Below are 14,776 nucleotides of genomic sequence, written 5' to 3'. Positions count from 1 at the left end.
CCCAAGGCGAAGGGGTCTGACCCCGCCAGGGGTCAGACCCCGGCTTCCGCGTCCCGGGGTGGGGTGAGGCAAGTAGAACCCGCCCCGCCGGAGCGCTTCGAATCAGCCCCAAGGCCCCTGTCTACGCGGCGCGGCGCAGGAACATGGCCACCGCCTCCTGCGCGATCTGGTCCAGGTCCGAGCCCTGCCCCTCGCGATACCAAAGCACGCTGTAGTTGATCGCCCCCATCAGCAGCAGGCGCGCCACCTTGCCGTCGCTGGCCAGCTCGCCGGCGCGGTACAGCTCCGTCACCAGGTCCTGCCACAGTTGGTCGTAGCGGTCGCGCAGCACCAGCACGCGCTGCCGCAGCAGCGGCGTCAAACAACGCCAGTCATACAAGAGCACCGGAATGAAGTCGTGACCCTCGGCCAGCACCGTCTCCAAATGCGCGCGCACCAGGGCGCGGAACTTCTCGCGCGGCGCCAGGCCGCCGGCGACGATGGCCTCGGCGGTCGGCAGGCCGGCCACCAGGCCCTCCTCCATCACCGCCGCCAGGATCTCCTGCTTGCTCTTGAAGTGGTAGAAGGGGCTGCCCGAGCGCATGCCGACGGCGTCGGCGATGTCGCGGATGGTGGTGCCGTCGAAGCCGCGCTCGCGGAACAGCCGCGCCGCCACGCGCAGCAGGTCGGCGCGGCGGTTGTTGTCGACGGCGACCACGGCGGCGGCGCCGCTCATTCGTCCTCCACCAGCGCGCGCGCCAGGATGGCGGCGCAGTCGACGCCGGCCGGCAGGCAGCCGAAGGCGCCGCCCACGCCGGCGCCCAGCCGCGAGTTGACGAAGCCGTCCGCCACGAAGGCCGGCGCGTGGCGCAGCAACAGGCCGGCCTGCACCGCCAGCACGATGCGCTCGGCCAGCCGGCGCGCGCCGTACTCGTCCGACTGCGGCTGCGCCAGGTCGGCCAGCAGCGTCGCCGTGTAGCCGGTGTAGGGCACGTTGCCCTCGCCGGCCAGCGCCAGCTCGGCCGCCAGCGCCTCGCGTGCGGCCGGGGTTTTGCCGAAGGCGCGCAGCAGGTCCAGGCACATCACGTTGCCCGAGCCCTCCCAGATCGAATTGACGGGGAACTCGCGGTACAGCCGCGCCAACGGGCCGTCCTCGACGTAGCCGCTGCCGCCGAGCACCTCCATCGCCTCGGCGCCGAAGGTCGGGCCACGCTTGCAGATCCAATATTTGCCGGCCGGCGTCAGAACACGCGCCAGCAGCGCCTGCGCCGGATCGTCCGACTGGTCGAAGCAGCGCGCCAGCCGCAGCGCGAAGACGGTCGCCGCCTCCGATTCGAGCGCCATATCGGCCAGCACGTTCTGCATCAGCGGCTGCTGCGCCAGCGGTTTGCCGAAGGCGACGCGGCGCCGCGCGTGGTGCAGCGCGTGCGTCAGCGCGGCGCGCATGATGCCGGCGCTGCCCACCACGCAGTCGAGCCGGGTGTGGCTGCCCATCTCCAAAATGGTCGGAATGCCGCGCCCCTGCCTGCCCACCAGCCAGCCGTAGGCGCCGGTGAACTCCACCTCGGACGAGGCGCTGGAGCGGTTGCCCAGCTTGTCCTTCAGGCGCTGCACGCGGATCTGGTTGCGGCTGCCGTCGGGCAGATAGCGCGGCAGGAAGAAGCAACTCAGGCCGGCGCTGCCGGCGTCGTCGGTCTGCGCCAGCACCAGGTGGGCGTCGCACTGCGGCGCCGAGAAAAACCATTTGTGGCCGACGATGCGGAACAAGTCCTCGGCGTCGCCCTCCTCGCCGAACAGGCGGCGGCCCTCGGCCGGCGGCACCGGCATGGCCCGCGTGGTGTTGCTGCGCACGTCGGAGCCACCCTGCTTCTCCGTCATGCCCATGCCCAGCAGGGCGCCGCGCTTCTGCTCGATCGGCAGCGAGCGCGGGTCGTACTGGCGCGACAAAATCTTCGGCAGCCAGCGGGCGGCGATGCGCGGCGCCTGGCGCAGCGCCGGCACCGAGGCGTAGGTCATCGTCACCGGGCACTGCGAGCCGTTCTCCACCTGGCCGAACAGGATGTAGCGCGCCGCCCGCGCCACCTGCTCGCCGCCCTCGACGGCGTCCCACGGCGAGGCGTGGGTGCCGTTCTCTATGAGTAGCGTCATCAGCTTGTGCCAGGCCGGGTGGTACTCCACCTCGTCGATGCGGCGGCCCTCGCGGTCGAAATTGTGCAAGGTCGGCTTGTTCTGGTTGGCCAGCCGCGCCAGCTCCAGCGTCTCGGCGCGGCCCAGCAGCTCGCCCAGCGCCTGCAGCGAGGCTGCCGCGTTGGCGCCGCCCTCGCGCAGCAAGGCCTCCTGCAGCGCCGGATCGCAGGCGTACAGGTTGATGTTCTCAAACGGCGCGACCGTGTTGCTGATCTCGTGGGTGTCGAATTCGTTCATGTCTACTCCCGGTTCGGATTGCGCTCGGCGCCGCGCGGCGCCGGCGGTATCAAAAAGTGGACCTAGCGCTTGCGCGCCACCAGCCCCATTTGTTTGGCGATGATGCCCAACATGACCTCGTCGGCGCCGCCGGCGATGGAGGCCAGCCGGCCGTCGCGGAACAGGCGAGAAACGCGGTTCTCCAGGCTGTAACCCATGCCGCCCCAGAATTGCAGGCAGGCGTCCGGCACCAGGCGCAGCAGGCGGCCGGCCTTCAGCTTGGCCATCGAGGCCAGCTCGGTCACGTCGGCGCCGCCGATGTACAACTGGCCTGCGCGGTAGGTCAGCGCGCGCAGGCTTTCCACTTCCGTCTTCAACTCGGCCAGCTTGAACTGCACGTGCTGGTTGTCCAGCAGGCGGCCGCCGAACATCGTGCGCTCGCGCGCCCACTCGGCCGTGGTCTCGATGCAGTTGACCAGGCTTTGGATGGCGTTGGCGGCGGCCCACAGGCGCTCTTCCTGGAACTGCAGCATTTGGTAGGTGAAGCCCATGCCCTCCTCGCCGATGGCGTAGCGCTGCGGCACGCGCACGCCGTCGAAGTGGATCAGCCCCGTGTCCGACGAATGCATGCCGATCTTGCGGATCTTCTTGCCGACCGAGACGCCGGGCGCATCCATCGGCACGATGATCAGCGTCTTGTTCTTGTGCGGCGCGCCGTCCGAGGTGTTGGCCAGCACGCACATCCAGTCGGCCTGCAGGCTGTTGGTGATCCACATCTTGCTGCCATCGATAAGGTAGTCGTCGCCGTCCTTGCGCGCCGTGGCCTTGATGGCCGCCACGTCCGAGCCGGCCGCCGCCTCCGACACGCCGACGCAGCCGACCATGTCGCCGCTGATGGCCGGCGCCAAGAACTGCCGGCGCAGCGCGTCCGAGCCGAAGCGCGCCAAGGCCGGCGTGCACATGTCGGTGTGCACGCCGATCGCCATGGGAATGCCGCCGCAGTCGACATCGCCGAGCGTCTCGGCCATCGCCATCGAGAATGAATAGTCCAGTCCAAGGCCGCCGTATTCGACCGGCTTGGTCAGGCCCAGCAGGCCCAGGTCGCCCAGCTTCTTGAACAACTCGTGGGCCGGAAAGGCCTCGGCCGCCTCCCACTCGTCGACATGCGGATTGATCTCCTGGTCGATGAAGCGCTTCAGCGTGCGCTGCAGCTCCTGGTGCTCGTGACTGTTGAACATGCGTGCCCCGTGGTCGATTGGAGAAGGCAGATTAGCGCAAACACAATAATCAAGCAAGCAGTTGCTTTGTTGTTGAGCCGGCTCTATGATTGCACACATAAGTGAAGAAAATCACAACAAAAACCATCAAACACCGCGCCGCCCCGGCCGCGCGCTTGGAGACAATATGAACGAAGCATTCATCTACGAGGCCATCCGCACCCCGCGCGGCAAGGGCAAGAAGGACGGCAGCCTGCACAGCGTCAAACCGATCACGCTGCTGGCCGGCCTGATGCGCGAGTTGCAAAGCCGCCACAACATCGACACCGCGCAGATCGACGACGTCGTGCTCGGCTGCGTCACCCCGGTCGGCGACCAGGGCGCCGACATCGCCAAGACCGCCGCCCTGGTGGCCGGCTGGGACTGGCAGGTGGCCGGCGTGCAGCTCAACCGCTTCTGCGCCTCCGGCCTGGAGGCGGTCAACCTGGCGGCGCAAAAAGTGCGCTCCGGCTGGGAGGATTTGGTGGTGGCCGGCGGCGTCGAGTCGATGTCGCGCGTGGCCATGGGTTCCGACGGCGGCGCCTGGGCGCTCGACCCGGAAACCAGCCTGCGCACCGACTTCCTGCCGCAGGGCATAGGCGCCGACCTGATCGCCATGCTCGACGGCTACGACCGCGACGCCATCGACGCCTACGCCCTGCGCTCGCAGCAAAAGGCCGCCGCCGCCCGCGCCGCCGGCCGCTTCCGCTCGGTGGTGCCGGTGCGCGACCAGAACGGCGTGCTGATTCTGGCCGAGGACGAATTCATCAAGCCGGCCACCACCCTGGCCACCCTGGCCGGCCTCAAGCCCTCCTTCGAGGCGGCCGGCAAGATGGGCTTCGACAGCCTGGCCCTGCGCAAATACCCGCAGTTGGCACGGCTCGACCACGTGCACACCGCCGGCAGCTCGTCCGGCATCGTCGACGGCGCCGCGCTGGCCTTGATCGGCAGCGCCGCCGCCGGCGCCCGCCTGGGCCTGCGTCCGCGCGCCCGCGTGCTGGCCACCGCCGTCACCGGCAGCGACCCCACCATCATGCTGACCGGCCCGGCGCCGGCCGCGCGCAAGGCCCTGCTCAAGGCCGGTTTGACGGTGGCCGACATCGACCTGTTCGAGGTCAACGAGGCTTTCGCCGCCGTCGTCATGCGCTTCATGACCGAGCTGGGCGTGCCCGAGGAGAAGGTCAACGTCAACGGCGGCAGCATCGCGCTGGGCCACCCGCTGGGCGCCACCGGCTGCATGCTGCTCGGCACCCTGCTGGACGAACTGGAGGCGCGCGAACTCAAACGCGGCCTGATTACCTTGTGCGTGGGCGGCGGCATGGGCATCGCCACCATCATCGAACGCATCTGACGGAGACCGCCATGATCACTTACCACCAACAAGGCGACAGCCTGACCCTGAACCTGGCGGCGCGTGCCGTCAGCCCCTTCAACGCCGCCTTCCGCCGCGAGCTGAAGGCCGCCGTCGAACGCATCGAAGCGGCGCCGCTGCTGCAAGTGGTGCTGGCCATCGACGGCGGCGCCGACAGCGCCGACCATCCCGCCCAGCACGAGGAACTGGAACAGCTGCTGGCCCTGGCGCCCGAACAGGCGGCCGACTGCATGCGCACCCTGGCCGACTACAACGCCCTGCTGCGCCGCCTCGACCTGCTCGACAAGCCGCTGATCGCCACGCTGTGCGGCGCCGTCGAGGGCCACGCCCTCGGCCTGGCGCTGGCCTGCCACCACCGCGTCGCCCTGGCCGACGCCAGCATCGCCCTGCCGCAGGTCAAGCTGGGCCTGGCGCCGGTGGCCGGCGAACTGGCCCGCGCCGTGCGCCTGAGCGGACTGCAGGCGGCCATGCCGCTGCTGGTCGAAGGCAAACCACTCAGCGCCGCGCAGGCGCTGGAGGCCGGCCTGCTGCACGACGTCGCCGCCGACGCCGCCGCGCTGGCCGAACAGCTCGCCGCGCTGCTGGCCAACGGCGCCGCCGCCGGCCAACCGTGGGACGCCAAGGGCTACCGCCTGCCCGGCGGCGCCCTCAACTCGGCGCCGCTGCAAACGTTGCTGCAGGTGGCGCCGGCCATGCTGCGCCAGCGCACGCGCGGCCACTACCCGGCGCCGGAAGCCGTCCTGTGCGCCATGGTCGAGGGCCTGCAAGTGGACTTCGACAACGCCCTGCTGATCGAGAGCCGCTACTTCTGCCAGTGCGCGCTGGGCGCCGTGGCCAAGAACCTGATCCGCCTGAGCCGCATCCCGGCCGCACCGTCGGCCCAGGCCGAGCAGTTCGCCGCCACGCTGCGCCTGGCCTACCTGGACGAACTGGCGCTGCTGCGCGCCGAAGGCCTGCCGGCCGCGCTGCTGCGCCACGCCGCCATGGCCGCCGGCCTGGCCCAGCTACCGCCGGAGGAGCCGGCCGCGGCGGCCGCCAAGGCCAGCGCGGCCGACGTCGAGCAGGCGCGCGACCGCCTGCTGTACGCCCAGGCGCTGACGGCCTTGCGCGGCGTCGACACCCTGCTGGCCGGCGACGTCGGCCAGGCCGACCGCATCTCGGTGCGCGACTGTGGTTTTCCCGCCCACAGCGGCGGCGCGCTGCGCTTCATCGCCACGCTCGGCGCGAGCCGGTTCGCCGCCCGCGCGGCGCAACTGGGCGAGCGTTTCACGCCGGCGCCGGGCTGGCAAAAGCTTATCCACTAGGCAAGAAAAACGCGCAGGCCAAGCGCCCCCCCCCCATTCTGCGCCGCCGTTTTTCCATGGCGGCGCAGAAAAATGAACAAAACATTCATATAAGTTGTCCTTGTTCATGTATTTCCACCGCGTTCAATGATACATTTCGTTCTGGTTTTGCCGGGCGGGCGCCATGCTGCCCCGTGCCATCGCGCCGATAAGATTGTAGAATGCAAGATATGAAAAAAATGAAAGTGTAGATCGTCACAATGCTTTCCAGCTCCCCAGTCCCGCCTGTGCTCGATCTGCGCCATGAACTCGATAAGCTCATGGAGGAGGCCGGCGATGTGGTGTTCCGCCTCAACCAGCAAGGGCAGATCCTGTTCGCCAGCCGGCGGACCGTGGCCCTGATCTGCTGCGGCCGCACGCTGCTGGGCGAACCGCTGGCGGCCCACGTCGCCGAAATCGACCGCGCCGCGCTGAAGGCCACCCTGATCGAGGCGATCGAGGCGCGCAGCGCCTGCCGCGTCGAACTGCACCTGAAGACCCCCGAGCAGGACATCAGCTACGAGCTACGCATCTCCGCCTTCGACGTCGACAGCGACAACCCGGGACTGCTGCTGGTCGGCCGCGACCTGTCGGCCCAGCACGCCACCGAGGAGCGGCTGCGCCACATGGCCACCCACGACGCCCTCACCGAGCTGCCCAACCGGCTGCTGCTGTCGGACCGCATCCGCATGGTGATCGCCCAGGCGCGCCGCTCCGGCCAGGGCTTCTCGGTGGCCACCATCGGCCTGGACGGCTTTAAGAAGGTCAACGACGGCCTCGGCCACCCGGTCGGCGACGCCGTGCTGCGCATGGCCGCCGCGCGCCTGCGCAAGACCCTGCGCGACAGCGACACCCTGGCCCGCGTCGGCGGCGACGAGTTCGTCGCCGTGCTGCCGGGCACCCACAGCGACGCGCAGATCAAGCTGGTCACCGGCCGCCTGATCGCCACCCTGCAATCGCCCTTCGAGGTCGACGGCCACACCATCTACGTCGGCGCCTCGGTCGGCGTGGCGCTGTACCCGGACCACGCCGAGGACGAGGTGCGCCTGGTGGCGCTGGCCGACGCCGCCATGTCGCGCGCCAAGGAGACCGGCAAGGCGCGCTGCGTGGTCTACAGCCCGCGCCAGGAGGGCAGCGCGCCCGAGCACGACATCTCGCTCGAGGCGGCGATGTTCCAGGCGGTGCGCGAGGGCGAGTTCCTGCTCTACTACCAGCCCATCGTCGACGCCCACACGCGCGAGATCCTCGGCTTCGAGACTCTTATGCGCTGGAAGCACCCGACCCTGGGCATGGTGCCGCCGGTGCGCTTCATCCCGATCGCCGAGACCAACGGCCTGATCAACCTGCTCGGCGCCTGGGCGCTGAAGGCCGCCTGCGTCCAGCTCAAGCAGTTCGAGGAGGTGGCCAAGCGCAGCCTGTACATCTCCGTCAACATCAGCCCGCGCCAGTTCCGCAACGATAAATTCCTCGACGTACTGGACGACGCCATCGCCTACTCCGGCCTGGACGGCGCCCAGCTGGTGTTGGAGATCACCGAGGGCACGCTGATGATCGACCCGGTGCACGCCGAGGCCATCCTGTCGAAAATGACCGAGCGCAAAGCCCGCATCGCCATCGACGACTTCGGCACCGGCTACTCCTCGCTGGCCTATCTGAAGCGCTTCCCCATCTCGGTGCTGAAGATCGACCGCACCTTCATCCGCGACCTGCCCGCCTCGCAAAAGGACGGCGCCATCTGCAACGCCGTGCTCGACCTGGCCAAGCACCTCGACCTGTCGGTGGTGGCCGAGGGCGTCGAAACCGAGGAGCAGCTGCACTACCTGGAACAGCGCGGCTGCCAACGCATCCAGGGCTACCTGACCGGCAAGCCGATGCCGGCCAACGTCGCCATGGCCGCGCTCAAGGAGAGCACCTACGCCAACCTGGTGCCGACCGAACTGCGCCAGGTGCACCTATGATCCCCGCCTTCAAAGCCAGCGGCCCGTTGGGTGAAAAGACCCTGGCCGAGCTGTGGGACCGCACCCGCCAGCAGGGCGACATGCCCGGCTTCGCCAAGGCCATCAGTGCCATCCTCGGCGCCATGCGCGGCGAGGACGAGCAGGAATTCAACATGGCGCAGACGGTGCTGTCGGACCCGGTGCTGACGCAGAAGGTGCTGCGGCTGGCCAACAGCGGCATGTACTCGGCCTTCGGCCAGCACGTCAACACCGTCAGCAAGGCGGTGCTGGTGCTGGGCACCGACGCCATCGGCCACCTGGCGCTCGGCCTCAAACTGATCGAGGAGCTGTCGGCCGCCTCGCCCGACTCCACCATCGCCCACATCGAAATGGAGAAGGCGGTGCTGGCCGGGATCGTCGCCCAGCAGGTCGCCGCCAGCGCTTCCAGCCGGCACGGCGAGGAGGCCGTGGTCTGCTCGATGCTGCACAGCCTGGGCCGCATGATGCTCACCTACTACCTGCCGCAGCGCTGGCTGGCCTTGCAACAGCACGCCGGCGGCTCGGTCGACGCCGCCGCGCCCGAGCTGCTCGGCCTGACCCTGGAGGAGATCGGCAGCGCCGCCGCCATGCACTGGGGCCTGCCGGCCAACCTGATCAACGGCATGCGCCGCGTCGAGCCGCCCGAGCCGGGCGCCGCCGTCAGCGCCAGCGACTGGATCGCCGGCCTGTCGACCATGGCGGCGCAGTGCGCCGACTCGCTGTGGCACGACGACGAGGCCGGCCACGCCGCCGTGCAGCTGCTCACCGAACGCTACGCCGAGATGATCGGCGTCGCACCCGAGGGCCTGATGACGGCCATCGAACAGGCCAAGGTGGTGGCCGCCGAGGATCTGACCATCGCCCCGCTGTCCAAGCCGGCCGAGCGGCGCGCCAAGGCGCTGGCCAAGACGCGCATGCGCGCCGCCGGCAACAAGATCCTGCTCAGCGGCCTGTCCGATATGCGCGACGTGCTCGACACCGCCAGCCCCGGCCAGATGGTCTCCATCGCGCTGGAGACGGTGTTCCAGGGCCTGGACTTCTCGCGCGCCGTGGCCTTCGTGCGCAACCGCAGGGAGGGCCAGTACGCCGCCAAGATCGGCTTCGGCGACGACATCAAGGAGCTGCTGCCGCTGATGAGCTTCGACGACGCCTACGAGCCGAACGTGTTCCACGCCGCGCTCAGCAACGACCGCGTGATCTTCATCGAGAACGCGCGCGACCCGAAGTTCGCCGCCAAGCTGCCGCTGTGGTGGAAGAGCACCCTGTCGGCGGCGCGCAGCTTCGTCATCCTGCCGCTGTCGGCCAACGGCCAGCCGGCCGGCTTCCTCTACGGCGACTGGGACGAGAGCTTCCCGCCGATCCAGCTGAGCCAGACCGAGTTCGCCCTGCTCAACGACATGCGCGCGCTGGTGGTCAAGGCCGTCGAGCGGCGCCACAAGCTCGAAACGGCCACCAGCCGCGTCAACTAACAAGAAGCGAGGGTCAGACTCCCCGCCTTGGCGCTAGGGTCAGACCCTAGGGTCTGACCCTGCAAGCGCGCCGCCCGGCTTTTCAAGTCGCTGCCAGCGGAACGACAAGGCCGCCGCCAGCAGCGAGCCCGCACACAACGCCGCCGCCACGTAGTACACCGATTGCGGCCCGGCGCGCTGCCACCACTGCGCCAGGAACAGCCCGCCCAGCGAACCGCCGATACCGTACGAGATGCTGATGAACAGCGCCTGCCCGCGCGCCTGCAGCGGCCCGGAGAACCAGCGCTGCAGGGTCATCACCGAGGCCGAATGGTGCAACGCGAAGGTGGCCGCGTGCAGCAACTGCGCCAGCACCAGCAGCCACAGCGCGTGCGCGGCGGCGCCCATCACGGCGAAGCGCAGCACGCCGCACAGTAGCGCCAGATACATCATGTTGCGCGCGCCCCAGCGGCGGAACAGCGGCGCCTGGAAGTAGAACAACAGCACCTCGGCCGTCACGCCGAGCGACCACATGACGCCGATCACCGTCTTGCTGTAGCCGTTGCGCTCCAAGTACAGCGAGTAGAAGGTGTACAGCGAGGTGTGCGCCGCCACCATCAACGCGGTCGAAACGAAGAAGGCGATCACCTCGCGCCGCCGCAGAATGCTCAGCAAGGGCGGCGCCGGCTGGGCGTGGCTCAGCCGCGGCACCTCGCGCAGGCGCAGCGCGGCGCCCAGCACGCCGAGCAGCAGGCCGCCGGCGATCCACGGCAGCGCCGCGATGCCGTAGGCGTCCAGCGCGACGGCGGCCAACATGACCGAGGCGATGAAACCGACCGAACCCCACAGCCTGAGCCGGCCGTAGTGGGTCAGGTCGCCGCGCATCTCGGACAGCATCAGCGCCTCGCAGATCGGCCCCTGCGCGCTGGTGAACAGGTTCAGCGCCACCATCGCCAGCAGCAGCTGGGCGAAGGTCTGGCCGAGGAAGATGCCGGAGAACGCCGTCAACGCAGCCACGCCGGTCAGCCGCAGCACCAGCACGCGGCGTTCGCTGTGGTCGGCCACGTAGCCCCAGACGTTGGGGCCGACGATGCGCAGCACCTGGATCATCGCCATCAGCGTGCCGATCTGCGCCACCGTCATGCCCTTGGCGGCGAAGTACAGCGTGGCGTAGGTGGAAAAGGTGCCGGCGTGGGCGTAATAGGCGAACAGGAAGAGCGCGAAGCTGAAGGCTTGTTTGGGCATGGCGACGGGGCAGCGCCGGACCGCGCCGCGTTGGCGCCGCCCGGTAAAACAAAGAACGCTTACAGAGCGATGTTCGGCGTGCTGACCCGCACGTCGCCGCACTGGGCGCGGTGCATCAGCGCGTGGTCGATCAACACCAGGGCCAGCATGGCCTCGGCGATCGGCGTGGCGCGGATACCGACGCAGGGGTCGTGGCGGCCGAAGGTCTCGACCATCACCGGATTGCCGTCCTTGTCGATCGAGCGGCGCGGCGTGCGGATCGAAGAGGTCGGCTTGATGGCGATGGAGACGGAAATGTCCTGCCCGGTCGAAATGCCGCCCAGCACGCCGCCGGCGTTGTTGCCGACGAAGCCCTCGGGGGTCAGCTCGTCGCCGTGCTCGGAGCCCTTCTGCGCCACCGACTTGAAGCCGGCGCCGATCTCGACGCCCTTCACGGCGTTGATGCCCATCATGGCGTAGGCGATGTCGGCGTCGAGCTTGTCGTAGATCGGCTGGCCCAGGCCGACCGGCACGTTGTGCGCGATCACGTCGATGCGCGCGCCGATCGAGTCGCCGTCGCGGCGCAGCGCGTCCATCGCGTCCTCCATGCGGGCGATCAGGGCGGCGTCGCCGCTGGCGGCGAAGAAGGGGTTGTTGGGCACGTGGCTCCAGTCCTCGAAGGGCACGGCGATGTCGCCCAACTGGCTCATGCAGCCCTTGAACACGGTGCCGTACTGTTGCAGCAACCACTTCTTGGCGATCGCCGCCGCGCCCACCACCGGCGCGGTCAGGCGGGCCGACGAGCGGCCGCCGCCGCGCGGATCGCGGACGCCGTATTTGTGCCAATAGGTGTAGTCTGCATGTCCGGGGCGGAAGCTCTCGGCGATGTTGCCGTAGTCCTTGCTACGCTGGTCCTCGTTGCGGATCAGCAGGGCGATCGGCGTGCCGGTGGTGACACCCTGGTAGACGCCGGACAGGATCTCGACCGTGTCGGACTCCTGGCGCTGGGTCACGTGGCGCGAGGTGCCGGGCTTGCGGCGGTCCAGTTCGGGCTGGATGTCGGCCTCGGACAGGGCCAGGCCGGGCGGACAGCCATCGATCACGCAGCCGATCGCCGGGCCGTGGGATTCGCCAAAAGTGCTAACGGTAAACAGCTTGCCAAATGTATTGCCGGACATAGGTAGGAGGTCTGTGAGGTAGGAAACGGATCATTTTACCAGTCCGCCGGGCGCCACGTCCCGCGCCGCGCCAAATACGCAACAAGGCACGCGGCATGGTACGTGTTAGTACCAATTGACGGTCTGACAGGAGTTTCGTGATGGAAACGGCATTATTCCATGCCGGGCATGTAAAAACTTGCAAAATGGCACCATCGACACCCCACAAAGGCGCCGAAATGATCGTTGCCTTTGACAATTCGCTATATACTTGTCTGAAAAGAACACCGAGAAATCTTGGAGAAGCGACACATGCCCCCATCGATCACCCCCCTTGAGCACTCCAAGGACGATCACGACGATCTGGTATTCTTAGAAGAGCACCCGGCCGGCGCCGCGACGGCCGGCGAACGCAGCGTTTGGCGCGTGATGATCATCGACGACGACGAGGACGTCCACTCGACCACCACCTTCGCCCTGGGCAACCTGGACATGCAGCACCGTCCGCTCGAATTCGTCCACGCCTACTCGGCCGGCGAGGCGCGCGACATGCTCAAGCACGAGCAAGAGATCGCCGTCATCCTGCTCGACGTGGTGATGGAGCAGGACGACGCCGGCCTGCACCTGGTGCGCTACATCCGCGAGACGCTCAAGCTGAGCGACGTGCGCATCATCCTGCGCACCGGCCAGCCCGGCTACGCGCCGGAGATCGACGCCATCCGCGACTTCGACATCAACGACTACAAGACCAAGTCCGAGCTGACCCGCATCAAGCTGTTCACCACGGTGACGGCGGCGATCCGCTCCTACGAACAAATCCGCAAGATCAACGACAGCCGGCGCGGCCTGAGCCAGATCGTCCAGGCCAGCACCGAGCTGATGACCTTGCACGGCGTGCGCAATTTCGCCGCCGGCGTATTGACCCAGATCGCCGACCTGGTCGGCCAGAAAACCTGCGGCGTACTGTGCGTGCAGGAGTGCCCCGAGGCCGGCTGCCACGAGCTGATGGTGATGGCCACGGCGGGCGACTTCCGCCGCCTCGACAACTGCCAGCTGACCGCCGAGTTGGCCCCGGCCGTGCTCGAGGCGATGGAACTGGCGCTGGCGCAGCGCCGCAACGTCTACCACCCCGAGCACCTGACCCTGCACTTCGCCGGCAAGGCCAGCCGCAACTTCGTCGCCTACTTCGAGCTGGCGCGCCCGCTCAGCGAGATCGACCAGCGCCTGCTCGAGGTCTTCTGCAGCAACGTCGCCGTCGGCCTCGACAACGTCGAACTGGTCACCCACCTGCACAACGCCGCCTTCTACGACCAGCTCAGCAAGCTGCCCAACCGCACCCGCCTGGTCGAGATCCTCGACGCCACCCTGAGCGGCCCGGCCAAGGACGACGCCACGCTGTCGCTGGTCGACCTCGACCACTTCGCCGAGACCAACGACGCCCTCGGCCACCAGTTCGGCGACATGCTGCTGCTGGCCGTGGCCGGCCGCCTGCAGTCGCGCCTGGGCAACGAGCTGACCGTGGCGCGCATCGGCGGCGACATCTTCTGCGTGCTGGGCGACTCCGGCCAGGTCAATCCGGCGCTGATTTTGGCGCTGTTCCAGACCCCGTTCAGCATCGACGGCCAGGACGTGCAGCTGTCGGCCACGCTCGGCCTGGTGCGCCTGGGCGAGCACGACGGCAGCGGCGCCGACGCCCTCAAGGACGCCGACATCGCCCTCAAGCGCGCCAAGTCGCAGCAGCGCGCCGGCCACTTCTACTTCTCGCGCAGCATGGGCGTCGAGATCCGCGAGCGGGTGCGCATGATGCATGCGCTGCGCACCGCCTTCGGCCAGAACCAGCTGTTCGTGGTCTACCAGCCGCAGATCGATTTGGTCACCCGCCGGCCGGTGGGCGCCGAGGCGCTGCTGCGCTGGCAAACGCCGGACGGCAAGTTCATCTCGCCCGACCGCTTCATCCCCATCGCCGAATACTCCGGCCTGATCATCGACCTGGGCGAATGGGTGCTGCGCACCGCCTGCCGCGAACTGGTCAAGCTGCGCGCCGCCGGCCACCTCGACTTCATGATGTCGATCAACGTCTCGCAGGTGCAGTTCCGCCACCCCTACTTCCTCGACATGCTGCGCACCGCGCTCGAGGACACCGGCGCGCCGCCCGAGTTCGTCGAACTGGAGATCACCGAATCGATGGCGATGGAGGAGCCCGACCTGCTCATCAAGATGCTCGGCCAGATCAAGCAGACCGGCGTCAGCATCGCCATAGACGACTTCGGCACCGGCTTCTCCTCGCTGTCGTATTTGCAGCGGCTGCAGATCGACCGCCTGAAGATAGACCGCGCCTTCGTCACCGAGATCACCGGCTCGGCGCGCGGCAGCAGCATCGCCGAGATGGTGATCCAGCTGGGCCGCAACCTCGGCCTGGCGGTGATCGCCGAAGGCGTCGAGGACGAGCGCCAGGCGCAGATCCTGCAAAACCTCGGCTGTCCGCTGGCCCAGGGCTTCCTGTTCGCCCGGCCGATGAACGCCGAAGCGCTCGACGGCTGGCTCAACAACGACACGCTGGAAGGCGCCGCCTAAGCCCCCCCCCCACCACCGGGGTCAGTGCCGACATTCGGACACAGGCTCAGCAGTTCGGTGGCTCG

The 14,776-nt window shown here is 68.5% G+C and carries 10 protein-coding genes; 5 read left to right on the top strand and 5 right to left on the bottom strand.

The annotated features are described in order from the left end of the window. Window positions 1-121: 121 nt before the first annotated feature. The 3 genes from BM252_RS24945 to BM252_RS24935 form a co-directional block, all read right to left on the bottom strand. Entirely contained in the window at window positions 122-715 is a 594-nt protein-coding gene (locus BM252_RS24945) for a TetR/AcrR family transcriptional regulator (RefSeq protein ID WP_093390382.1), read from the bottom strand. After that, entirely contained in the window at window positions 712-2,403 is a 1,692-nt protein-coding gene (locus BM252_RS24940; protein WP_093390381.1) for an isovaleryl-CoA dehydrogenase, read from the bottom strand. Before BM252_RS24940 ends, BM252_RS24945 begins: the two co-directional genes overlap by 4 nt. A 62-nt stretch (window positions 2,404-2,465) precedes the next feature. Then, window positions 2,466-3,620: an acyl-CoA dehydrogenase family protein gene (locus BM252_RS24935; protein ID WP_093390380.1), complete on the bottom strand. Its 1,155-nt coding sequence runs from the start codon at window positions 3,618-3,620 to the stop codon at window positions 2,466-2,468. Window positions 3,621-3,786: 166 nt separating this feature from the next. Between BM252_RS24935 and BM252_RS24930 the strand changes: the two genes are divergently transcribed. The 4 genes from BM252_RS24930 to BM252_RS24915 all read left to right on the top strand — a co-directional run bounded on the left by BM252_RS24930 (window position 3,787) and on the right by BM252_RS24915 (window position 9,777). Further along, window positions 3,787-4,989 carry an acetyl-CoA C-acetyltransferase gene (locus BM252_RS24930; protein ID WP_093390379.1) on the top strand — a complete coding sequence of 401 codons (1,203 nt, stop codon included), beginning with the start codon at window positions 3,787-3,789 and terminating at the stop codon, window positions 4,987-4,989. Window positions 4,990-5,000: 11 nt separating this feature from the next. Beyond that, window positions 5,001-6,314, top strand: a complete 1,314-nt coding sequence (locus BM252_RS24925; protein ID WP_093390378.1) for an enoyl-CoA hydratase-related protein — start codon at window positions 5,001-5,003, stop codon at window positions 6,312-6,314. Between the two features lie 239 nt (window positions 6,315-6,553). Then, window positions 6,554-8,290: a putative bifunctional diguanylate cyclase/phosphodiesterase gene (locus BM252_RS24920; RefSeq protein ID WP_245774431.1), complete on the top strand. Its 1,737-nt coding sequence runs from the start codon at window positions 6,554-6,556 to the stop codon at window positions 8,288-8,290. Further along, entirely contained in the window at window positions 8,287-9,777 is a 1,491-nt protein-coding gene (locus BM252_RS24915; protein WP_093390376.1) for an HDOD domain-containing protein, read from the top strand. The genes BM252_RS24920 and BM252_RS24915 overlap by 4 nt, the downstream gene beginning before the upstream one ends. A 39-nt stretch (window positions 9,778-9,816) precedes the next feature. Here the strand turns inward: BM252_RS24915 and BM252_RS24910 are convergent, their stop codons facing one another. Continuing rightward, window positions 9,817-11,001, bottom strand: a complete 1,185-nt coding sequence (locus BM252_RS24910; protein WP_093390375.1) for an MFS transporter — start codon at window positions 10,999-11,001, stop codon at window positions 9,817-9,819. 59 nt (window positions 11,002-11,060) lie between these two features. Then, the gene (gene aroC, locus BM252_RS24905) at window positions 11,061-12,158 is read right to left on the bottom strand and encodes a chorismate synthase (RefSeq protein WP_093390374.1); all 1,098 of its coding nucleotides are present in this window, start codon (window positions 12,156-12,158) and stop codon (window positions 11,061-11,063) included. A gap of 291 nt (window positions 12,159-12,449) precedes the next feature. On the opposite strand from aroC, the gene BM252_RS24900 reads away from it, so the two are divergent. Next, window positions 12,450-14,711: a GGDEF/EAL domain-containing response regulator gene (locus tag BM252_RS24900; RefSeq protein ID WP_093390373.1), complete on the top strand. Its 2,262-nt coding sequence runs from the start codon at window positions 12,450-12,452 to the stop codon at window positions 14,709-14,711. Window positions 14,712-14,776: the final 65 nt, after the last annotated feature.

Origin of the sequence: Rugamonas rubra (assembly GCF_900114705.1) — a bacterium.
GTDB classification, from domain to species: domain Bacteria; phylum Pseudomonadota; class Gammaproteobacteria; order Burkholderiales; family Burkholderiaceae_D; genus Rugamonas; species Rugamonas rubra.
This window is presented reverse-complemented; position numbering and strand designations above follow the sequence as displayed.

What these genes read in the sequence shown, in the direction of transcription:
- BM252_RS24940 (WP_093390381.1), bottom strand. Translation starts at nt 2,403, where the DNA reads ATGAACGAATTCGACACCCACGAGATCAGCAACACGGTCGCGCCGTTT.
- BM252_RS24915 (WP_093390376.1), top strand. Translation starts at nt 8,287, where the DNA reads ATGATCCCCGCCTTCAAAGCCAGCGGCCCGTTGGGTGAAAAGACCCTG.
- BM252_RS24930 (WP_093390379.1), top strand. Translation starts at nt 3,787, where the DNA reads ATGAACGAAGCATTCATCTACGAGGCCATCCGCACCCCGCGCGGCAAG.
- BM252_RS24910 (WP_093390375.1), bottom strand. Translation starts at nt 11,001, where the DNA reads ATGCCCAAACAAGCCTTCAGCTTCGCGCTCTTCCTGTTCGCCTATTAC.
- BM252_RS24935 (WP_093390380.1), bottom strand. Translation starts at nt 3,620, where the DNA reads ATGTTCAACAGTCACGAGCACCAGGAGCTGCAGCGCACGCTGAAGCGC.
- BM252_RS24920 (WP_245774431.1), top strand. Translation starts at nt 6,554, where the DNA reads ATGCTTTCCAGCTCCCCAGTCCCGCCTGTGCTCGATCTGCGCCATGAA.
- BM252_RS24900 (WP_093390373.1), top strand. Translation starts at nt 12,450, where the DNA reads ATGCCCCCATCGATCACCCCCCTTGAGCACTCCAAGGACGATCACGAC.
- aroC (WP_093390374.1), bottom strand. Translation starts at nt 12,158, where the DNA reads ATGTCCGGCAATACATTTGGCAAGCTGTTTACCGTTAGCACTTTTGGC.
- BM252_RS24945 (WP_093390382.1), bottom strand. Translation starts at nt 715, where the DNA reads ATGAGCGGCGCCGCCGCCGTGGTCGCCGTCGACAACAACCGCCGCGCC.
- BM252_RS24925 (WP_093390378.1), top strand. Translation starts at nt 5,001, where the DNA reads ATGATCACTTACCACCAACAAGGCGACAGCCTGACCCTGAACCTGGCG.